A 21002-nucleotide genomic window follows, 5' to 3' on the forward strand; every position below is an offset into this window, starting at 1 on the left:
AAAAAAGGGATTAAAATCGGGGTTTCCTGTACTTTGGAAGGCAGTCGCGACAGTAGACAGGCCGACCCTCCGTCGGCTTGAAAGGAACTTCGCACTCCTTGCCGCAGTCGGAGCAGACTGCTTTGTGGAACTCGCGGGGGCGGTCCTGGTATGAACGGGAACCCCGGCCAGAAAATCTCTCTTCCATCGGAATTTCACTCACATTAATGACTTTATTCGAACAAACTACTCAAAAGCGGGGTTTCCTGTGCTTTGGAAGGCAGTCGCGACAGTAGACGGGCCGACCCTCCGTTGGCTTAAATGGAACTTCGCACTCCTTGCCGCAGTCGGAACAGACTGCCTTGTGGAACTCGCGGGGGCGGTCCTGGTATGAACGGGGGCCCCTGCCAGAAAATCTTTCATCCATATAATTCAACCATGCAGATAATCTGCACACATACAGACTACCTGCCTGCATATATAAGTGCGTCTCATAAAACCCAACAACGATCTGCAACTTCGGTGCACCCATCCATGCAGTATCCGCGGCCCCGGCGCGTGGGGGACATCTGTAGAATGAAAGAACAGCGTAGTTCGGGCATTTCCACGGATGGAGAAAGTTGCGGCATAACCCTTTTATCGATACTATCCTACCGAATGATCATCCAGATATGGCACACGTTAAACCATTTCTCTTTTACAACCGAACGAATTGCTATTTCCTCCCAGATTATGGGAACAGGGTGAGTGGCCCAGCATGACAGACGATATTCACACGGACGAACCCCCGGATAGTAGACAGAAGAATAACCACAGACGGACAATTGGTCCTGTCCCGAATCTTGAAGAGCACGTGAAACCCGACTGGTGGAAGGGTATCTTCAACCATCTCTACTTAAAGACCGATGGCGACGTCGTTGACGACCAGCGGATCACCAGCAGCGAGATTGATAGAATAATAGAGATCCTGCATCTGGAGCCGGATCAGAAGATCCTCGACCTCTGTTGCGGCCAGGGAAGACACACGCTCGAACTCGCGCGCAGGGGCTATAACGCCGAAGGTCTCGACCAATCGCACTACCTGATCCAGCGGGCCCGGTCGACTGCAAAGAAGGAGGGGCTCTCTGTCAGATTCCGTGAGGGAGATGCGCGCCGGCTGCCGTATCGCACCGACACCTACGACGTCGTCCTTGTTCTCGGGAACAGTTTTGGTTACCTGGACTCTGTCGAGGAAGACCTGCGGATTCTTACTGAGTTGCGGCGCATCCTCAAACCATGGGGGCGAGTGCTTCTGGATGTGGCCGACGGCGAGTACTTAAAAGAGCATTTCCAGCCGAGGTCATGGGAGTGGATCGACCGTACGATGTTCGTCTGCCGCGAACGGTCGCTCTCGCTCGATGCCCAGCGCCTGATATCCAGAGAGGTGATCACCGACGTCAACAAGGGCGTCGTAGCCGACCAGTTCTATGCCGAGCGCCTTTACACCCCCGACGCGCTCCGGCGGCTCCTGGAACGGGCAGGATTCTCCTCCATCACCTTCCACGAGATCGCCACGGAATCGCAGCGGAACCAGGACCTCGGCATGATGGAGCGCCGCTATATCGTCACCGCGGTCACAAGGAAAGAGTGGTCGTCAACGAAGACGAGAGGGCAGAAGAAGGCAAAGAACGTCGTGGTGCTGCTGGGCGACCCGTCCAGACCCGACGCGTTGAAACCCTCCTGCACCTTCGATGATGACGACTTCTACACCATCGACCAGATGAAGGCGGCTCTCCGGGAGCTTCCGGGATACCGATTCACGTACCTCTCCCGGCACGAGACCATGCTCCAGGATCTCACGAGACTGAAAGGGAAGATCGATTACGTCTTCAATCTCTGCGATGAAGGCTTCAACAACGACCCCCGAAAAGAACTTCATGTGCCGGCACTTCTTGAGATGCTCGGTATACCGTATACGGGCTCCGGGCCGCAAGCGCTTGCGTTCTGCTACGATAAGTCGCTTGTACACGGTGTCGCAAGAGAGATGAGGATCCCGGTGCCGGACTCCTGCTTCATCACCCCGGGTGACCGGACTTACGATATCGGGATAAATTTCCCGGTGATCGTCAAGCCGAACGAAGGAGATTCCTCATACGGCATCACCCAAAAGAGCATCGCCCATTCCGTTGAAGAGCTCGCCGACATCATCAACTCACTGCGGGCGAAGATGGGATACGACCATTCACTTCTTATCGAGGAGTTCCTTACTGGAAAGGATATCAGTGTAGGGATCATCGGGAACCCTCCGGGATGCTGCACAGTACTGCCTATTACAGAAGAGGACTACTCCGCACTGCCTCCGGATCTTCCCAGGATCTGCGGCTATGAAGCAAAGTGGCTCCCTGACTCGCCGTATGGGATGATCGTCTCACGGCCTGCAGAACTTCCGGAAGAGACCGAGAAAGCGATTGTGCGGTGCTGCATCGCCCTCTTTGAACGCCTGAAGTGCCGTGACTACTGCCGGTTCGACTGGCGTCTTGACGAACACGGCAATCCGAAACTTCTCGAGGTCAACCCGAATCCCGGCTGGTGCTGGGACGGGCATCTCGCAAAGATGGCAAAATATGCGGGCATATCATACCCCGAGATGCTCGGCCGGATCCTCAAAGCTGCAGAGGAACGGTTCGGGATGGATCATGAGAAGGTGGCACAAGAGGGCGATAAGGAGACTCTCTCGCTCGATCTCGACCGTGAGGAGGCCTGATCGGCCTCTATTTTTGAGCAGGGTTAAGGGCGGTCTGCTCAACCAACCCTTGCGAACGCATTGATCCCCCCTTGACGGGATACGGATGAGCCTGCAGGAGATGATCCTGGTCGGATGGCAAACAGCAATGCGGGCAGTCCTCTTTGTTGCGGCCCTCGGGGCCGCAAGCGGGAAGCTTGCCGCATGCGCGCCAACTTCCGACGGCTGATGGTGTAAACCCAGGAGCACCATAGCCACCTCGGTTTCTTCCCGGTCAATCTCATCCGGCCCGAGATCCGCCTCACCCTTGGTCTGGATCAGGGAACATCGGCACATCTGTATGGGTGGGCGAAAGCCATAGGGTGCAGGCACCATCAACCCGCAGATACCCATCAGTATATAACGTCCCCTGACAGATAGATCACGTAATATGGCCGATGAATCGTATCGGACCGCGACGGTCCAGGGCAGGGAGGTCCCCTACGATCCAGAGCAACTGCGCAAGATCAGCGAGCACCCCTGTTACTCCGACAAGGCATGCCACGCCTTTGGGCGGTGCCACTTGCCCGTCGCTCCGAAGTGCAATATCCAGTGTAACTACTGTATCCGGGACTTCGACTGCGTGAACGAGAGCCGGCCGGGCGTAACAAGCAGAGTCCTCTCCCCCGAGGAGGCGCTGGAACTCACGAGAAACGTCATCAAGGAACACCCGTATGTAAAAGTGATCGGCATCGCAGGGCCGGGCGAGCCGCTCGCAAACCCCGAGACGTTTGAGACACTGCGGCTGGTCCACGAGGAGTTCCCACATCTGATCATGTGCATCAGCACAAACGGTCTTGTGCTCCCGGAGTCGATCGAGGAACTCGCCAAATACGACGTCGGGAACGTTACGGTCACGCTCAACGCGATCGACCCCGCAATCGGCGAGAAGATCTACTCCTGGGTCGATTACAAGGGAAAGAAGTATTACGGGCGGGAAGCAGCCGAACTCCTCCTCTCTCAGCAACTGAAGGGGATCGAGATGGCGGTTGCAAAGAAGATGTTTGTCAAGATTAACACCGTCTACATCCCCGGAATCAACGATGAGCATATCCCCGAGATTGCAAAGAAGGTCGGAGAGATGGGGGCGTTCACGTTCAACGTCATACCGCTCATCCCGCAGTATAAGTTTGCCGGGATCACGCCGCCAACACCAAAAGAGAAGCGGGAGATGCAGGACCGGTGCGCTCCGTATATCAAGCAGATGCGCCACTGCGCGCGCTGCCGGGCGGATGCCATCGGAAGACTCGGCCAGGACATTCAGTCCTGTGTCTACCAGCAGATGAAGAATGAGAAGGCAGAATAAGCAACCTCTTTTTACCTGCCGGACACCCCGGGCATGACAACGACGATCGATCTCTTGCCCGACCAGCCGTTTGACCTTGATCTGACACTCTCCTGCGGGCAGGCCTTCCGCTGGGAGAAGGTAGGCAGGTGGTGGCAGGGCGTCGTCGACGGCCGGGCAATCCGGATACGGCAGGATGCAAACCGGCTCACGTTTTTCGGGGCGGATACGGAGTTCATCCGCGACTACTTCCGGCTCGATCAGGATCTTCCTTCCATCCTCTCGTCAATCGACCGTGATCCTGCAATCAGCGCCGCCATAGAGGAGTGCCGCGGCCTCCGGCTTGTGACGCAGCCGCCGTGGGAGTGCCTGGCCTCATACATCTGCGCCACGAACACAAACATCCCCGCAGTGAAGCGTCGGGTCGCCCTCATGGCGGAGCGCTACGGGGAGCCGATAGACGGACCTTTCGGCACGGCATACGCGTTCCCGGAGCCTGACGCACTTGCTCCGTGCACCCGTGCGGACCTATGGGAATGTAAACTCGGCTACCGAACGGACTATCTCCGGGAGGCTGCTTGCTTTGCGAGCAAAAACCCCAACTGGGCAGAGCGGGTCGCAGCCCTCCCGTTCGAGGAGGCGCGGCAGGCCCTGATGCACCTTCGGGGCGTCGGGCCGAAGGCGGCGGACTGTGTGCTGCTCTTTGGATTCGGGTTCTATGAGGCGTTCCCGGTCGACGTCTGGATCCACCGGATCGTGGCGGAGACCTACCTCCCCGACCTCGCCGGGAGGAAGTGCACCCCGGCAGACTACGATCGGATCCGGCGGTTTGCGCAAGGCTATTTCGGGGAGTATGCCGGGTACGCCCAGGAGTACCTCTACTGCGCTCGTGGCCCGGCACGCCGGGTACAGTGACACTCACTTGTTCCTGTCGCGGAGCCGCTCCCGGACGAGCAAGACTCCCGTGAGCAGGATGAGGATACCGAGGGCGGCAAGGCCGAGGGTGACGAGGGCAACTGGCACTCCGAAGACCGAGATCACGGGCGAGGCGGTGGTGATGGCGACGTTTCCTATCTCCAGGGGCGGCACAAACTCCCTGCCGGAAGCGAGATCTCCGTACCGCGCCATCGTCGTGCTATAGAGATGCGCCCTCACATCCGGGGGCATGCTCTCCAGGTACTCGGGGCAGACTTGCTCATAATACTCGCCGAAGGATGCGTTCCGCTCAAGCATCTGCTGGTGTATCTCCGCGTGCGACTCGTTGAACGAGTAATTGATGGAGATCTCCCCTGCAGCCGAGCCGGGCGCAAGAGAGACCGCCGCGAGCAGTGCGAGGAGGAGAGCGTATCCGCGTATCTTCATGGTCATCATCCGAGGAGCCGGGAGCATGGCGGCCTCCGGCTATGACTTGAAGTGGACGCCCGGGCCATAAAGTCATTATTGTTCCAATCCGGTGAAACTCGCGATAAACTCGTTATCCCGCATCGAAAGCACCTCCTCCGGCGTTCCCAGGGCCGCCACCCTTCCCTCCTCGATGAGGCAGACACGGTCGCCGAGTTCGAGAAGATCACGGAGATTGTGAGTGACGACGATGCAGGGGATGCCGGCGTTCCGGAGACGGTCGCGAAGTTCTTTCCGCATCGCTCCTTGAGCCCGCATATCGACGGCGGCGAGCGGTTCATCGAGGAGGAGGAGTTCGGGATCGAGCACCAGCGCCCGGGCGAGGGCAACTCGCTGCCGCTGCCCACCCGAAAGCCTGGCGACGTTGACGTCCGAAAGATCGGCAAGGTTCATCGAGCGGAGCTGCTCCGCTACGACTCTGGCTATCTCGGCTTTGGGGACCTTTCTGCACCGTAGACCGAACGCCACATTCTCAAAGACGGTCATGTGCGGGAAGAGGGCGTAGGACTGGAAGAGGTGGCCGATATTTCGGTTCTCGGCGGGGATATCGATCCGCTCTTCATCCGAGTAGAGTGTCCGGTCTCCGAGAACGATCTTTCCACTCTTGGGGGTGAGGATGCCTGAGATCAGGTTCAGTACCGTGGACTTGCCCGCTCCGTTCTCGCCGATAAGGACGAGGGTTTCACCGGGTTGGACTGAGAACGCGACGTCGAGGGTAAAGTCCCGGAGGTGTCTTGTGACGTGGACGGAAAGCATCAGTACCTCCTCCTGGCGGCGATCTTCACCGCGGCAATCACCGCAAACGATATCATCACGAGGATGATGGCAAGGCTGATTGCGGCGTCGAGATCGCCCTGCATGGTCGTATAGATAGCAAGCGGCATCGTCTGGGTCCTGCCCTGGAAGTTCCCGGCGAACATGATCGTGGCGCCGAACTCTCCAAGCGCTCGGGCGAAGGAGAGGATTGCCCCGGAGACGAGCCCGCCCCACGCGAGTGGAATGGTGATCCGGAAGGCGACGGTCGCGGGCGATGCTCCGAGGGTTCGCGCAGCATCCTCGTAGAGGCGGTCGACCGCTTCGAAACTTGCTTTCGCCTGCCGGATGTAAAACGGCGAGGCGACAAAGACCTGAGCAATTACGACCGCAAGCGTGGTGAAGGCGATATGGATGCCGAAGATATCGAGGTACTGCCCGATAACTCCACGGCGTCCGAACGCCATCAGCAGCGCAATGCCCGCCACCGCTGGCGGGAGGACTATAGGGAGATCAGTGAGGGTGTCGACCAGTTCCCTGCCGCGGTACTCCCGCCGGGCGTTCACCAGGGCAAGCGGCGTCCCGAAGAGGACAACGATCGCCGTGCTCACCGCCGCGGTGATGAGGGAGAGCGCGAGAGCGTCGAGCACCACCGGTTCGCCGAGCGAGCGGAGGAACGCCTCCGGCGATATGCGCAGGAAGAGCGAGACTACCGGCAGCGTGATGAAGAGGAGAAAGATCCCAAGGAGGACGGCAGTGAGGAGGGCAAGTGTCACCCTCCCAAACCGCGTCCGGCTGCCGGAGGCGAAGGCCTCACGCTCAGGCAGGGATCGGGTCAAATCCATACTCAGTCAGAATGGCGCTGCCGTCCGGGCCCCGGACGAATGCTATGAATGCCTCTGCCTCGGCCTTGTTCGGCGACTCCGCAAGGATACCGAGCGGATAGGTTGCCTTGACGTTGTACACGGCCGGGATCTCGATCCGCATCACTTTCTCGAGGTCGTCCTTGGAGACGTCCGACTTGTAGACGATCGCCGCGTCCGCCTCACCGAGCGCGAGCTTGGGCACCACGGAGCTCACCGCCGTCTCCTCGGAGATAACGTTTGCCATCACGGCGTCCCGGTATGCCGGGCCATATGCGGAGTCTGCAGCCAGTTTATCGAGCATCTGCCGGGTGTAGTCCCCGAAGGGGACGTCCTTTGTGCCGATGACGAGTTTTACACCAGATTTGTTCAGGTCGGCAAGACCCGTGACCCCTGCCGGGTTGTCGACCGGGACGATCAGGGCGAGATTGTTCTCAAGGAACGGTGTCACGGTGCTGTTCACCATGAACCCGCCGTCCTGGAGGGCCTGCATGTGCTTTGTGCTCGCAGAGACAAAGATATCCACGTTCGCCCCCTGTTCGATCTGGGTGCGGAGCGCCTGTGAGCCGTCGAATACAAACTCGACCTTGACGTTCTCGTTCTGCGCCTCGTAGGCTCTGCCGATATCCGTGAAGGCTCCTGTGAGCGATGCGGCCGTAAAGACAGTCAGGGTCGTCTGCTCGGGTGCGGAGGTGGTCGTACACCCGGCGACCAGGAGACCGGCGACCATCAGCAGAGATATGGCAGCAAGAGCTACCCGGGATGTTCTTATCATATGTGCATCACTCGTAAGAGAATTGCGGCCCAATATATTTAATTTAGCTGATTTAAGCCCAAATTAACGAGATTTGGTTTACGAAACTGCAGAGCATAAAAATGTACGCAATATCTGCAGGCCTGCCGCCCAAACAGGGGTGAGGTAGGAGTATCAGACGATACTGCACAAACGCAGGTCACCCGATTGCCGGAGTCGATGAAAAATGGTTTAAAGAGAGACGAAAACGCCGATGCGGCCCAAAATAAGAAGAATCTCCATCCTGGACATCCCCAGCGCAGGGGCGCCTTGCAGCCGGTAGGCCGTATCCGGAAAGATATGCTGGCAAAGGCGCTTTTACCCGACCCGTGGCAGTCTCGTTCGATCAGGTGCGCCGCCGCTTCATCTCGTCCAGAAGTTCACGCCGGACATCTTCGATGCGCTCGTTCACCATCCGAACGAGGGGTTCGTCCTCGTAGAGATCGTACGATGTGGTCCCCCGGCACCGAGTCTCTTCGAGCGTCTTAGCCTTCGTCAATTCCCCGATAACGGACTGAGCCATATTCGAGTACTCACCGCGATCAACCTTCTCCTTCAGCCACCGGTACAGGTGACCCGGGAGCCGAACACCCACCTGCTTGCTTGAGATATTATCGGGGGATTCCATCTTCCTATTCAGGTATCCGGCAGAGCAATTATATTATAGTGTTTTTATTCTTCTCGGGAGATACCATAGGATACCCATAGGTATCATTAAACGATCGCGACCCCCATAATGATCCATGAGACAGAACAGAATGGTCGGCCCGCACCGGCTGAAAAGTGCAACGGGGGCGGAAAAGAGATGGTGCTGCATCACCTGGAGGGGGATTGGCAAGTGCGCGATTTAGACGCGACCCGAAAGACAATATGGCAGTCGCGCACCGCCGGAGGAGGCGGGCCTGTTTCCTGCCCCATCTGCGGGTGTCGGAGCCGCATAAAGGACTTCGTCTCCATCAAACCGCAGATGCATGCTATCCACCAGTGTCTTGGGTGCGGCTGCTGGTTCGACGATCTTGGGCCGGCATGCCCAACGTGCAGATCCTCCGGCGAATATCTTGGGTATGTCGATGTCCCCGGGCGCGGCATATATACACAGTATCGGTGCCGGAGATGCGGCCATGGGTTTATGCTCAAGATGCAGGAAAGCACAGATGACCGCCAGCAGAACTGATGGGGAGCCGATCCCTTCTCTCCAGTACCTGATATTCAAGGGAAAAAGAGTGGTGTTTTATGTCCCGATAGCCCAGCTGGCCATGTACTTCTCCTGCTCGGGCGTCAGCCGGTCGATCGAGAGGCCGAGCGCGGCAAGTTTCAGCCGTGCCACCTCTTCGTCGATGGCGGACGGGACGTCATGGACACCCGGAGCAAGTTTACGCCCATGCTTTGCAACGAACTCGGCAGAGAGAGCCTGGACGGCGAAACTCAGGTCCATCACCTCGATGGGGTGGCCCATCCCCTTCGGTGTTGCAAGGTTCACGAGCCTGCCTTCGGCAAGAACGTGGATGGTCTTGCCGCCGAGGATGTATGTGTCGATACCGTCCCGACGGACGATGGAGTCCGAGTGCGATTCAAGCCAGTCGACGTCGATCTCGACGTTGAAGTGTCCGGCGTTCGCAAGGATCGCCCCGTCATTTAAGTTCGGGAAATGCCGCTCGGTGATGATACTCGTATTGCCGGTGGTGGTGACGAAGATATCACCTAACGGCGCCGCCTGGTCCATCGTCATGACGTCAAACCCATCCATGTGCGCCTGGAGCGCCCTTCTCGGGTCGACCTCGGTCACGATGACCCGGGCGCCGAGGCTCCGTGCTTTCTGCGCGAGTCCCCGACCGCAGTAACCGTAGCCCGCGACAACAAACCGCTTGCCAGCGACGAGGACGTTTGTCGTGATCATGATCGAGGCGAGCGAACTCTCCCCGGTGCCGTGTACGTTGTCAAAGAAGTGCTTCATCGGGGTATCATTGACAGCAATGACAGGGAACTTGAGCGCCCCGTCCCGCTCCATCGCACGGAGCCTGTGGATGCCAGTCGTGGTCTCCTCGCACCCGCCGATGACCGTATCAAGCACTTCCTGGCGCTCGGTATGGATGCGGTAAATGAGGTCCATGCCGTCGTCGATGGTGATCGCAGGGCTGGCATCGAGCACCCGGTCGATGGCCGCATAGTACTCCTCGACGCTTGCACCCCGGCGAGCATAGGAGTGAATCCCTTCCCGGGTATTGAGCGCCATCGAGACATCATCCTGGGTCGAGAGGGGGTTGCACCCTGTGATATGCACCTCAGCTCCACCCGCTGCAAGAGTCTCGACCAGCACCGCAGTCTTTGCCTCGACATGCAGGGCCATGCCGATGGTCATACCGGAGAAAGGTCTCTCCTCGACGAAGCGCTTCCGAATGGACGCGAGTACCGGCATATACTGCCGCGCCCATGCAATTTTCAGGTCTCCTGACTCCATAAAACCACCAGACCGGTCTTTGCGCCCGGATATTCTTTGGTTTGCCTGTAAGGGTATCTTCTGTGAGTACTTAAACCTGAGGTAAGCGGAAGGTCATGGAGGCTCACAGCCCAAAACAGGGTTGTCGAACCCAAACCCATGCTCACGCGCAACGGGGATGCCGAAACAATCTGAGGTCTGAAACTATAGATCTGGAAGTCATCCCGAATACAGTGGACTGTGGGGGCAGCGCATCAAAAAACGGCGATCTCTCCCGAAGAGCCGTCTGCCGGGCTGGTGACCGAAAAATTGAGACGTGCAACCGCAACCATCAGATGACACCTCACCCTGCGGTCGGCCGCAGGTGCATGCCTGCCCCTCACAAAAAGAGAAGAACTCTCGAACCAAACCCTCATCACCTCCCGCTTCAAAACCACTACGCATGGTTTTGACCAAGCGGATCATCCCCTGCCTGGACCTCAAAGACGGGCGGGTAGTCAAGGGCACGCACTTCGTCGGCCTGCGCGACGCGGGCGATCCTGTGGAACTCGCCCAGCGCTACAATGAGCAGGGTGCGGACGAGGTGGTCTTCCTTGATATCACCGCCACCAGGGAAGACCGGAGCACAATCATCGACGTCGTGCAGCGAGCGGCCGATGAACTCTTCCTCCCGCTCACCGTCGGCGGCGGCATCCGGACAATCGACGACATGAAGCAGATCCTCCGTGCGGGTGCGGACAAGGTGAGCATCAACTCAAGCGCCGTCGCCGACCCGGACCTGATCACGCGTGGGGCGGAGCGGTTCGGCACCCAGTGCATCGTCGTCGCAGTGGACGTCCGGCGAAACTACAGAATGGAGCCGGGAAAGACCCCCGTTGCCCTCGCCGACGGCCGGGAGTGCTGGTATGAGGTCGTGACCCATGGCGGGAGCCGGGCCACGGGGATCGATGCCGTTGTATGGGCAGCGGAGGCCGAGGAGCGAGGGGCCGGCGAGATCCTGCTCACCAGTATGGAGACCGACGGGACAAAAGAGGGGTTCGATATCCCGATCACGAGAGCGATCTCGGAGGAGGTCGGGATCCCTGTAATCGCAAGCGGCGGCGTGGGGACGCTTGAGCACTTCTACACAGGATTCACGGAGGGAAAGGCTGACGCATGCCTTGCGGCAAGCGTCTTCCACTACGGGGAACTCACCGTCCGCCAGGTCAAGGAGTACCTGGCGGAGCGGGGTATCCCGGTACGGCTTTAAGATCAAGTGCGAACGCCGCGACCGAATGCTCAAGATCGAAGGCGGCGAGAACCGCCGGGTGAATCTCCCCAAAGACCCCGACTATTTTTCCATCGACGACGATATCCCCGCGGCGGCCATCGATAAACGCGGGATCGGTCGATTCCACGACCGTGTAGGGAAGCGAGAGTTCGCGGCAGAGGACGTCCACCGCTGCATACGCTTCAGAGAAGTCTGCGCCCGGGTGGATGCTGACCCCCGCGGCCTTCTGGAAGGTGACGCAGTCCTCGACCACGTCCCCCACCGCAAAGAGCCTCTGCGGGAGCTCGCGGTGCTTGTTCGCCTGGAGCGTCTCCATCAGCAGGGGAAGGAGGTCGGTTCTGACCACCGTCTGCTCCTCACTGATCGGGTGAAGAACCCGCAGGGTTCCGGGAGCGGGCTCGCGCTGCATCATTGAATACAGCACCCGCTCGTTTGAGAGGGTGAACGGGATCACCTCAAGATATCCTAGACCAATCATCACCGACCGAACCGCCCTCTCGATCGCAGTGATCGGGTGCTCCTTTGCGACCGTGGTGGTCGCCGGGAGGGCAGCATCGAAGTTCTCGATACCATAGGCGATCGCCACGTCCTCGAAGATGTCCCAATCGTGGAGGATGTCTGCGCGGTAGCAGGGGATGAGCACCCGAACATGCGAGTCGCCGTCGGGTTCGGCCTCAAAGCGCATCCGGCGGAGGAGCCGCGCCATCTCATCCGGCGTGAGGGGGATGCCGAGGAGGCGGGAGCACTCCGCGACCGAGACCACCCGCTCTGTCGGCGCAAGAGTGGGCATCTCCTCTCCCGCGACGGTGACGGTCTCGATCGTCGCCCCGGCCTCGGCAAGCGCCGTGCAGATGATATTAACCGCCGTCATCACCGCCTTTCTGTCGGTGCCGGTGCAGTCGAGCAGGATATTCTTCGTCGCCGTCGTGACCCTCGTCAGCTCGCCGTTGATGATCGGCGGGAAGGAGAGCACCCGATCGTTAGCATCGACGATCAGCGGGAACTTATCGAACTTCTCCACCAGGTGGGCGTAGTCCCGGCCCTTCGGGTGGTCGGAGAGGATCTCCTCCATCGTCATCTCCTGTTCGAAGTCGAGCGGGACGAAGGACCGGCTCCGGGGCGAGGCGATGTAGTGGAAAGGCGGCGTGACCTTATCCAGATCGTGAACACCAATCGCCACCTTGCTCCGCCCGCGTCCCACCGCCCAGTGAAGCGCCTCCTGGAGACCCATCAGGCTCTCGATAGCCTCCTCGTCAAGACTGACGTTCCGGATCACGGCCGAGTCCAGATACGGTCGGATATCGGCAAGACCCGGATCGACCGAGAAGGTGATGCCGGAGGGGCGGGTGGTGTAGACCGGAAGCCCCTCCTCGATTCCTAGGAAGCCGCGCATCGCCCGCGCGACACCTTCGGGAGAGTAGAGGTCCGGCCGGTTCGGGAAGAACTCAACGTCCACATGGTCTTCTTCTATTCGTTCAATATCGGCCCCGATCATAGGGATGCGGTCGATAAGCGTCTCTCGGTCGGTACCGGCCAGCCGCTCCAGGTACCGGTAGGGTAGTGTGATTATTGCCATATTACCGCCTCCCGCCGTAGGTTGGCGTCTCCCGGATCCACTCGACGTCGCTCCGGTAGAGCTGCCTCAGATCGCGCAGCCCAAGTTTTAGCATCGCCACACGGCTGATCCCGAGACCCCACGCGAGCACCGGGTGCTCGATCCCGAAGGGCGCGGTCACCTCCTCCCGGAAGATGCCCGCACCACCGAGTTCAACCCAGCCAAGCCCGTCGACGTAGACCTCCGGCTCCACGGAGGGCTCGGTGTAGGGGAAGTAGCCGGGGCGGAACCGGACCTTCTCAAAGCCCATCTTGGCGTAGAACTCCTTCAAGAACCCGAGGAGGTGACGGAAGTTGACACCTTCGTCCATGACGATCCCCTCGAGCTGCTCGAACTCCGCTAGATGAGTGGGGTCGATCGCCTCCCGCCGGTAGACCCGGCCTATGCAGAACGCCCTGACCGGGGGATTCGGGTGTGCTGCCAGGTGCTGGATCGAGAGGCTCGTCGTGTGGGTCCGGAGCACACACTGCTTTGCTTTCTCGGCACTCCAGGTGCCGCCCCAACCGGTGGAAGAGGTCTCGCCGCCGTGTTCGTGCATATCGCGGACACGCTCGTATCCCGCCGGGAGCGGCCAGCGCTCCCCAAGGAAGAAGGTATCCTGCATCTCCCGTGCGGGGTGGTCCTGCGGCTGGAAGAGGGCATCGAAGTTCCAGAAGGAGCTCTGCACAATCCCACCCGCCATCTCCTCAAAGCCCATATCGAAGAGGACGCGGCGCATCTCATCGAGGAGACGCTGGTATGGGTGCGTCTTGCCCGGGTAGGCGCGTTTTGGAAGCTTCGTGACGTCATAGCGCCGGAGCGGTAGGTTCTTCCATTCGCCGGAGAGGATCTGCTCACGGGTGAGCGTGCCCACCTCTTCGCGCAGATCAAGCCCTCCCGCAAGGAGTTCACGGCCACGGGGCGTGATCGAGACGGTGTAGGCGACGGTCTCAACCTCTTCGACGAGCCCGCGTCTTGCGAGGTCGGCGACCCCTTCACCGTCCTCGACCGCACCGGTCTCGCTCACCCTGGCGAATGCGGTTTCGTCAGGTCCCAGGGCGGCGTTGCCGGTCTTCTGCACGACCCCGTCCCGGATGGTGACCCATCCTTTTTTACGCATCCAGCCGATAGCGATCTTCGCAAGCGGGTGGGCCTGGAGGTCCCGCATCGGGATGGTCTCTTCAAAACTCTCAAGCACCTGCCGCTCGGGGAGGCCTCGTCCGGCATAGGCCCGCCCTTCTTCGGTCAGGACATATTGACGGGAGACATGCTTCTCCACGTCCACAAGCCCCCGCTCACTCGCGAGGTTCGCATACTGCACCACCGCCTCCCGGCGGGTCTCCATCCTCTCCGCAAGGGTGGCCGCGTCGGCCGACCCTGCCGGACCCAGCGCAACCAGGAGTTTCTTCTCGTTTAACGTCAGTTCCACAGTCACACTTCCTCTGCAAGATGCTCGACGGAATCCATCTTGTCCCGCAGTTCCGCAAGGAACGCCTGCACACGCTCCAGTGTCTCCTTTTTGCACTGCCCGCAGGTGAGTTCGCCGCTCTCACACCGGCGACGGAGATCGGCGAGTTCAATATCGTCCTCGAGCATGTGGAAGAGGTTTAAGAGGTAGACCGAACATGCGTCGGGCTCCCCCCCAAGACGCTTCTGCTCCTCAAGCGTCATCCGTCCGCCGGTCAGTGCCGCCATGACCTTCTTCTTGAGCGACTTGTCTGACTCATAATAACCAATCAAACTCTCGGGCACGCTGCTTGACATCTTTCCGCCCTGGAGCCCGGGCATGAAGATGTGGTAAGTCGACGAGGGGAGGTAGAACCCAAACCCTCCGTGAGCGATCTCGATCTTACGGACGGCATCCTCCACCTGGCTCATCGGAAGACCCACAAGATCGACATGGCCACCGTATTTTTTCGAGCCGGGGAAAGCCCGATGAACGGCCTCAAGAGCCTCATCTGGCGCGTTCTTCGACCGGACACTGATGTGATCGCCCCGGTCCTCGACCGTGAACATCCTGAGCTTATAGGCCACATCCCGGGTGAGCCGGATATGCGGGTCCTGGTCGAGGCCGACCGGGACGATGGTGGGCGCAGGGCCAGCATCGAGTTGTGGATAGAGGATATCGGCGACCTGGGTGACGACGCTCATGGCATGGGAGAGCGAGGTCTCGGGTCCGAACCCGTAGATCGCCGCCATCTCGGAGAAGTTCACCTTTGTGGACGCCTCGAATGCAAGGTCTTTTAAGCGCTCGTTCTTGCTCTGGTAGTAGGTCGTGCCCTTAAATCCAAGGGCATAGAGAGCCTTGAGGTACTCCTTTCCGTACTCGCGGCACTTCTCCCACGAGATGCCGCGGACCGCGTGCGCCTCCCGGTCGGCGATGGCAACATAGCCGTTCCCGCCCTGCTGGACGTGCCAGACCACCTCCTTCATGACCATCAGGTGCCCGAGGTGTGGGAGGCCTGACGGCATGAACCCGGTCAGCACGTGAAACGGGGTACGGTTCCGGATGGCGTCGGCTATCAGGTGGTAGTCCCGGTGCCCGACGACGATACCTCTGCGCATAAACGACGGTACCTCGGGAAGTCTCTGCGTGACCTCTCCGATCGGTTCGATGCCAAACTCGGCAAAGAGTCGATCTACATCGATGGTCTGACTGCTCGACCACGGATTCATCTCTGACGGCATGGATTGACGCTCACAGTTTAATTCGGGCAAATTCTATGTATCTGATATCGGTATTGTATACGCAGGCAAACAACATTTTCTTTTTGACGCTGTGAGCAAGCCTGACCGAGCGGGATACGGCGCTCATCGGCAAGGATGTCCCGGACGGAACGGCGTGGACAAGCATCTCGGAATGGCTCTTCTTCCCGGAGTAGACACGGAAGTGATGCCCGAACTTGTAGCCGGTCCTGGGAATGTAGCCCTTCTCCCGTAAATCCGAAAAGACCCGCTCTTTCTCCCTGATCTCGACGTCCGCCTCCGCCACAAGGTCAAGGAGCTGCTCTGCAGTCATCTCTTCGTTGTTGTGCGCAAGAGTGAGGCATTGCCGGCGCATGAGGTAGATCGATTCGACAGGGCGGAGAAGGAGACGCTCGGGATCAAGCCTTTTCCCGTACCAATCATCCTCGATCGAGGTTCCCGGCGGCAGATGGGCCAGCGCATAGGTTCCAAAGAGTGAGGCCATCACCGGAGTCGTGCATCCGGCCGGCTCCCCGACACCGGGGAGGTCCTGCACCCGCACCTCGTAGTACGTCAATTCGTCCTCATCGTCCACGACTGCGAGGAGGTACTGTTTGCGCATATTGACCGCAGCGAGGACGTCCTGGCTCAGCTGGTCGAAGTCGATGAGGTCACGCTCAGAGAGGACCCGAATCAAATATCGGGACTTTCCGGCTCCGGGTTTGTGACCGCGGCGGAAGACCCGGAAGTCGTGCGGACCGGGCTGGATCACGTATCCACGCTCGCGGATGTCATGGTAGACGAGATACCTGCGGATAAAGTTAGGCTGACCGGCGAAGAGACCAAGCAGGGTATCAAAGTCAAAGTCCATCACGGTGATCTTACCGCGCCCCATGAGGTAGAGCGCTTCTTCCGGGGATAGCCGAAGACCGGTCCCTTCCAGCCTTCCATAGCCGCCCTGCTCATAGAGTACGCGCCCTTCGCTCTTCAGGCGCACCCAGGTTCCGTCGAATGTTGCCAACACGCACTAAAACTATAGGGAGTTCACGTTCATTAAGGGATTGTCGGCGCACCGGTAAGAAACCAGTATGTTTTTTGCACGTTGCACCGCATCAGTGATCGATTCCATGACAGGAAGAGTTCGAGAGATCTGGCAACCGAAAACGGTCATGGCAGTACTGCTCATCGCAGTGCTGCTCTCGATGGGGATGGCCTCTGCAGCCACGACAACCCCAACCATTGCCTGGAATGCGTCATTTTCACCGGAGAGTTACAGCAAATTCGATGCTGTTGCACCGATCACAGACGGCGGTTATATCGCTCTCGGCTTCGCTGTTACAGATCTCTACGGCGGTAGTGAGTACACGGTGCTCATAAAGACCGATGGTCAGGGAAACGAGGTGTGGTCGAAGAGATTCCCTGATATGGCACCGGCCTCGGTCGCAGAAACCGCCGATGGAGGCTATATCATCGGCGCTTATAACACCAGCAGAACCGTGGTGGACCAGCGGTTCGTCTACCAGGGCAGCTCGTTCCTGATCCGAACCGACGCCGCCGGGACGGAAGAGTGGCGGCAGGTCTTCCCGGACATGAAGGTCTCAGCAGTCCAGCCGACCGCCGACGGAGGCTACGCTGTCATCGGCTGGCTCTGGAACCCACTCGGATCGGAGAGCGACACGACGGCGACCATCATAAAGACCGACGGCAACGGCCAACCCACCTGGAACCGGACCATACCCGGAAAAGCTGCATACGCAGGGATCGTTACTGCCGATGGCGGGTACATCATCGGAGGGACAACATCGCCCTTCAACAACGATCTCGGGGATGCCTTCCTCCTCCGCCTGGATGCCGAGGGGCAGACGCTCTGGGAGAGGAACTACCAGGCCCCGGTCGTCTACGATATCACGGAGACCGATGACGGGAGGTTCTTCTACACAAGCAATTACTGGTACGGACTCGTTGAAGAGGATGGCACCGAGGTCTGGCTCAAGAATATAGAGGGCTTAAGCGGGCATGCCGCCGCTCTGCAGCCCGGAGGCTACGTGGTTGCAGGCACGAACGCGAGGACCAGTGAGGGGTTCATCTTCGGGACCGATGAGGACGGGACGATTCTGTGGAACAGAACGTTCCCTGATGCTGGAATCAATGCAGCAAGCGGCGCACCCAACGGTACCTACACCCTTGCTGGCATTCGATACCCATCAGATGGCTCCAGCACCGCCTGGCTGATCAACCTCGAAGGGGTGACGGCAGCCCCTACCGGGACTCCTACACAGGCAGCACCGGGATTCGGTGCGATCGGTGCCGGGGCTGCTCTCCTCGTGCTTGCAGGAAGGAAGTGGAGAGGGTAACTCCCCGTCACACCGCTTTTTTCGCCTAAAGGCCATCTTTTCGGAAGTACAGGTACGTTCCCCCACAGAGGATGATGAGGGCGAGCAGGGCGAAGATGAGGTTTGTATATTCCCCGGTCCAGAATTGCGGATCGAGTCCGTCCATGGCCATCTCTGCTATGCCCTCCTCAGAAACCTCGGCACAGAGCGCATACAGACCGGAACTGGAGATCTCAGCTGAGATGCTCCAACTCCCGGGATGGACGGTAGTGATAGCCTCCTCCCATGCATCTGCTGACCGGTTGTAGCGCTGCACAACGAGTCTCTTCCTATCGTCATCGTAGAGTGCCTCCCACTGATCCTGTGAGAAGTTGAATACGAGGGTCGCCGGTTGTGAGAGAGCAGCCCCATCAGGCCCAATGAGGCAGGCAAACCCGGTAAACACGTATCTACCCTCCCCTGAGATGGGAGGCACGCTATCGACGTCGAGAGACTCGAGGGTCACCGTCGTAACCGGCGCACCGGAGGTCTTGACTGCGCTGATCCCTCCTGCAATCGTGAGAGAGACCAGACCGTCGGGCGAGACGAACTGGAGAGCTGAGACCGCGGGGTCGGCCCCTGAGGGGGAAGTAGCGGTTGGTCTCGGCGTCGGTCCCGCAGTCGAGGCCGGCGTACGCCAGCCAGGGTCTGTCCAGGCAAGGCTGCCGCCACCACCGCCTCCCCCTCCGCCTCTACCTCCGCCACCGCCGCCTGACGACCCGCTGCCTGGCGACGTCTGCGTTGGAGTCGGGGTTACATTCACCGTCGGTGTCGGGGTTGCGCTCGCCGTTGGGGTGACTGTGGGGGTGACGTTCACCGTTGGTGTCGGGGTTACGGGAACTGTTGGAGATTCAGTGGGCGTTACCGGCACTGTTGGAGATGGAGTAGGAGTTATGGGCAGTGTTGGAGATACGGTGGGGGTCGGCGCAGGAACTACCTGGATATACCCGTGCTTTACCGCAGTCTCGTTCTGGAAAGCACTCCCCACCATCAGGCTGACGGTATAGGTCCCGGGGTTTAGGTATGTGTGCTCCGGGTTCTGCTCCGACGAGGTCACGCCGTCCCCGAAATCCCAGAGCCAGGACTCCGGTCCGCCGGTCGAGGTGTCCGTGAACCTGACGGAGAGGGGTGCGGTTCCGTTCACGGGGTCGGCCAGGAAGGAGGGCTCAAGGCGCTCATAGACGGTTATGAACCCGTACTCCGTGTGCGTCAGATTGATCCCCCCGTACGTGCAGGTCAGAGTTACATTGTAAACCCCGGGACGGCGGTAGGTGTGCATCGGGTCCCGGTGAGACGACGTACCGCCGTCCCCGAAGTCCCAATACCAGGATCTCGCGTAGTTCGGTTCATCGCCTAAAAACAGGACTTTGAGGGGCACAGGCCCCGCCAGTGGTCTAGCCTGGAACTGGATCTCACGTATTTCCAGGGGACCCACATGAATGAGTTCGCTCTTTGTGACGGTGTCGGACCCAAACTCGTTGCTCACCGTGAGCGAGACCGTGTAGTTGCCCGGGAACTCGTATAAGTGCCATGGATTTCGCTCCGTAGAGGTATATCCGTCACCCAAATCCCAGAACCAGGTCTCCGGGCCGCCGGTCGAGCGATCGGTGAACCTGACGAAGAGCACCGCGTTCCCTTCGGTCGGGTTTGCCGAGAACTCCGCCACCGGGATTGCTCCGCGGAAGTAGGTGAAGGCGTAGATATCCGACCTCTCGCCGCGGCCGTTCTGCCAGACGATCCGATCATTGCTGACGGCCGGGTAAAGCTGTTCGGTCGAGGAAGGAGCGACCGGCATCTGCTTATCCGTCCCGAGAGCAAGGTCGCAGATGTAAATGTTCCAGGTCCCGTCCCGCTTGTCCTCCCAGGCGATGAGGTCGCCATCGATCGCCGGGGAGACCTGTTCGGCCGGGTCATCGGTGATCCTCTGCTCCCCGGCGGCAGGGTCCTCGAGGTCGAAGAGATAGATATCCGGAGCTCCGTTCCGGTAGTCCTCCCAGACGATCCGGCTCCCCGATATCGACGGGTAGGTCTGGCGTGCACTGTTTTCGGTGATCTGACGCCGCTCCCCGGTCAGGATATCGTAGAGCCAGATGTCTCCGTTTCCGGAGCCCTCTTCCCAGACGAGATACCTCTCCGAGAGCGCGGGCCTCCACTCGGTCACCGGCGAGCAGGAGATGAAGGTCTCGTTGCCTGTCCCGATATCGTAGAGGCAGATATCCGTGCTCCCGCTCCGTGCATCGTACCAGGCCACACGTTCCCCATAAATGACGGGCATCCACTGGTCGGTCGGGTCGTCGGTGAGCACCCTCGTCACGCCACCCGATAGATCAAAGAGACAGATATCCAGGCTCATGTTCAGGATCTCCTCCCAGACAATGTAATCCCCTGACACGGACGGGGATCCCCCCTCGCCCGCAACGCTCCACGCCCTGACGCCGGGACCGCTCGAATAGTAGATCGACTTTCTGCCGTCGACCCAGACGATCATATCTCCGTCAATGTCGGGGTACTCCTGTGGTCCCGCCTCGATAGAGACCGGGACTACATTCCCTGGAGCCATCTCCCCGGCCATGGAAGGCGATGCCAGTAATCCAAGGGCAACGACGGTACATACGAGAATCAGAATATTACATCCAGTCATGTATTACCACCATGATGAGAACGCCCCCCTTCGTCCCATACGATGGTACCTGTGCGCACACCGGGAGAGCAGAATACTCTCCCGGGCGCACAAATGGAATCCTATGAAATCCAGGAGACAACCGGATTTCTCAGGGTAGAGGGTTTGCGCGTTGAAGGATAGAATAGT

General features: G+C 59.5%; 20 protein-coding genes. 7 read left to right on the plus strand and 13 right to left on the minus strand.

Going from position 1 to position 21002, the window contains the following annotated elements:
• Window positions 1–10 precede the first annotated feature (10 nt).
• Window positions 11–187 carry a CxxC-x17-CxxC domain-containing protein gene (locus tag MCUTH_RS11355; RefSeq protein WP_083524802.1) on the minus strand — a complete coding sequence of 59 codons (177 nt, stop codon included), beginning with the start codon at window positions 185–187 and terminating at the stop codon, window positions 11–13.
• A gap of 42 nt (window positions 188–229) precedes the next feature.
• Window positions 230–406 (minus strand): CxxC-x17-CxxC domain-containing protein, encoded by a 177-nt coding sequence (locus tag MCUTH_RS12105; RefSeq protein ID WP_083524817.1) that lies wholly within the window; start codon window positions 404–406, stop codon window positions 230–232.
• Between the two features lie 330 nt (window positions 407–736).
• On the opposite strand from MCUTH_RS12105, the gene MCUTH_RS06070 reads away from it, so the two are divergent.
• From MCUTH_RS06070 to MCUTH_RS06080, 4 genes are all read left to right on the plus strand, one after another.
• Complete coding sequence (locus MCUTH_RS06070) at window positions 737–2722, plus strand: methyltransferase domain-containing protein (RefSeq protein ID WP_066957120.1); 1986 nt, start codon at window positions 737–739, stop codon at window positions 2720–2722.
• A gap of 85 nt (window positions 2723–2807) precedes the next feature.
• Window positions 2808–2930 (plus strand): hypothetical protein, encoded by a 123-nt coding sequence (locus tag MCUTH_RS12065; protein ID WP_263478224.1) that lies wholly within the window; start codon window positions 2808–2810, stop codon window positions 2928–2930.
• Window positions 2931–3131: 201 nt separating this feature from the next.
• A complete protein-coding gene (gene nifB, locus MCUTH_RS06075; RefSeq protein ID WP_066957122.1) occupies window positions 3132–4046 on the plus strand; it encodes a nitrogenase cofactor biosynthesis protein NifB in 915 nt (304 codons plus the stop codon).
• Window positions 4047–4079: 33 nt separating this feature from the next.
• The gene (locus tag MCUTH_RS06080; RefSeq protein ID WP_066957125.1) at window positions 4080–4940 is read left to right on the plus strand and encodes a DNA-3-methyladenine glycosylase family protein; all 861 of its coding nucleotides are present in this window, start codon (window positions 4080–4082) and stop codon (window positions 4938–4940) included.
• Between the two features lie 3 nt (window positions 4941–4943).
• Here MCUTH_RS06080 and MCUTH_RS06085 read toward each other — a convergent pair whose 3' ends face one another.
• The 5 genes from MCUTH_RS06085 to MCUTH_RS06105 all read right to left on the minus strand — a co-directional run bounded on the left by MCUTH_RS06085 (window position 4944) and on the right by MCUTH_RS06105 (window position 8463).
• Window positions 4944–5387, minus strand: a complete 444-nt coding sequence (locus MCUTH_RS06085) for a hypothetical protein (RefSeq protein WP_150468738.1) — start codon at window positions 5385–5387, stop codon at window positions 4944–4946.
• Window positions 5388–5462: 75 nt separating this feature from the next.
• Complete coding sequence (locus tag MCUTH_RS06090; protein ID WP_066957131.1) at window positions 5463–6182, minus strand: sulfate/molybdate ABC transporter ATP-binding protein; 720 nt, start codon at window positions 6180–6182, stop codon at window positions 5463–5465.
• Window positions 6182–7024, minus strand: a complete 843-nt coding sequence (locus tag MCUTH_RS06095; protein WP_066957135.1) for an ABC transporter permease — start codon at window positions 7022–7024, stop codon at window positions 6182–6184. Before MCUTH_RS06095 ends, MCUTH_RS06090 begins: the two co-directional genes overlap by 1 nt.
• On the minus strand, window positions 6999–7817 hold the full coding sequence (modA, locus tag MCUTH_RS06100; RefSeq protein ID WP_066957139.1) for a molybdate ABC transporter substrate-binding protein: 819 nt from the start codon (window positions 7815–7817) through the stop codon (window positions 6999–7001). The genes MCUTH_RS06095 and modA overlap by 26 nt, the downstream gene beginning before the upstream one ends.
• Window positions 7818–8181: 364 nt before the next feature.
• Window positions 8182–8463, minus strand: a complete 282-nt coding sequence (locus MCUTH_RS06105) for a hypothetical protein (protein WP_066957142.1) — start codon at window positions 8461–8463, stop codon at window positions 8182–8184.
• 210 nt (window positions 8464–8673) lie between these two features.
• Here MCUTH_RS06105 and MCUTH_RS11365 point away from each other — a divergent pair, with 210 nt between their 5' ends.
• Window positions 8674–9009: a hypothetical protein gene (locus tag MCUTH_RS11365; protein ID WP_083524818.1), complete on the plus strand. Its 336-nt coding sequence runs from the start codon at window positions 8674–8676 to the stop codon at window positions 9007–9009.
• A 57-nt stretch (window positions 9010–9066) separates the two neighbouring features.
• Here the strand turns inward: MCUTH_RS11365 and MCUTH_RS06110 are convergent, their stop codons facing one another.
• Window positions 9067–10293 carry an adenosylhomocysteinase gene (locus MCUTH_RS06110; protein WP_066957145.1) on the minus strand — a complete coding sequence of 409 codons (1227 nt, stop codon included), beginning with the start codon at window positions 10291–10293 and terminating at the stop codon, window positions 9067–9069.
• A gap of 421 nt (window positions 10294–10714) precedes the next feature.
• On the opposite strand from MCUTH_RS06110, the gene hisF reads away from it, so the two are divergent.
• On the plus strand, window positions 10715–11521 hold the full coding sequence (gene hisF / locus MCUTH_RS06115) for an imidazole glycerol phosphate synthase subunit HisF (RefSeq protein WP_066957148.1): 807 nt from the start codon (window positions 10715–10717) through the stop codon (window positions 11519–11521).
• Here hisF and pheT read toward each other — a convergent pair.
• From pheT to endA, 4 genes are read right to left on the minus strand one after another with little or no spacing between them, the layout of a single operon-like run.
• Entirely contained in the window at window positions 11478–13118 is a 1641-nt protein-coding gene (gene pheT / locus MCUTH_RS06120) for a phenylalanine--tRNA ligase subunit beta (protein ID WP_066957151.1), read from the minus strand. The two genes, hisF and pheT, sit on opposite strands and share 44 nt — an antisense overlap.
• Before the next feature lies 1 nt (window position 13119).
• On the minus strand, window positions 13120–14565 hold the full coding sequence (pheS, locus tag MCUTH_RS06125) for a phenylalanine--tRNA ligase subunit alpha (protein ID WP_066957154.1): 1446 nt from the start codon (window positions 14563–14565) through the stop codon (window positions 13120–13122).
• Between the two features lie 2 nt (window positions 14566–14567).
• Entirely contained in the window at window positions 14568–15824 is a 1257-nt protein-coding gene (locus tag MCUTH_RS06130) for a tryptophan--tRNA ligase (RefSeq protein WP_066957157.1), read from the minus strand.
• A gap of 10 nt (window positions 15825–15834) precedes the next feature.
• Window positions 15835–16845 carry a tRNA-intron lyase gene (endA, locus tag MCUTH_RS06135; RefSeq protein ID WP_066957160.1) on the minus strand — a complete coding sequence of 337 codons (1011 nt, stop codon included), beginning with the start codon at window positions 16843–16845 and terminating at the stop codon, window positions 15835–15837.
• Window positions 16846–16936: 91 nt separating this feature from the next.
• Between endA and MCUTH_RS06140 the strand changes: the two genes are divergently transcribed.
• Entirely contained in the window at window positions 16937–18175 is a 1239-nt protein-coding gene (locus MCUTH_RS06140) for a hypothetical protein (protein WP_236707437.1), read from the plus strand.
• Window positions 18176–18200: 25 nt separating this feature from the next.
• On the opposite strand, the gene MCUTH_RS12070 is transcribed toward MCUTH_RS06140, so the two are convergent.
• On the minus strand, window positions 18201–20753 hold the full coding sequence (locus tag MCUTH_RS12070; protein ID WP_330219240.1) for a PKD domain-containing protein: 2553 nt from the start codon (window positions 20751–20753) through the stop codon (window positions 18201–18203).
• Window positions 20754–21002 lie beyond the last annotated feature (249 nt).

Source organism: Methanoculleus thermophilus (assembly GCF_001571405.1).
Classification (GTDB): Archaea; Halobacteriota; Methanomicrobia; order Methanomicrobiales; family Methanoculleaceae; genus Methanoculleus; species Methanoculleus thermophilus.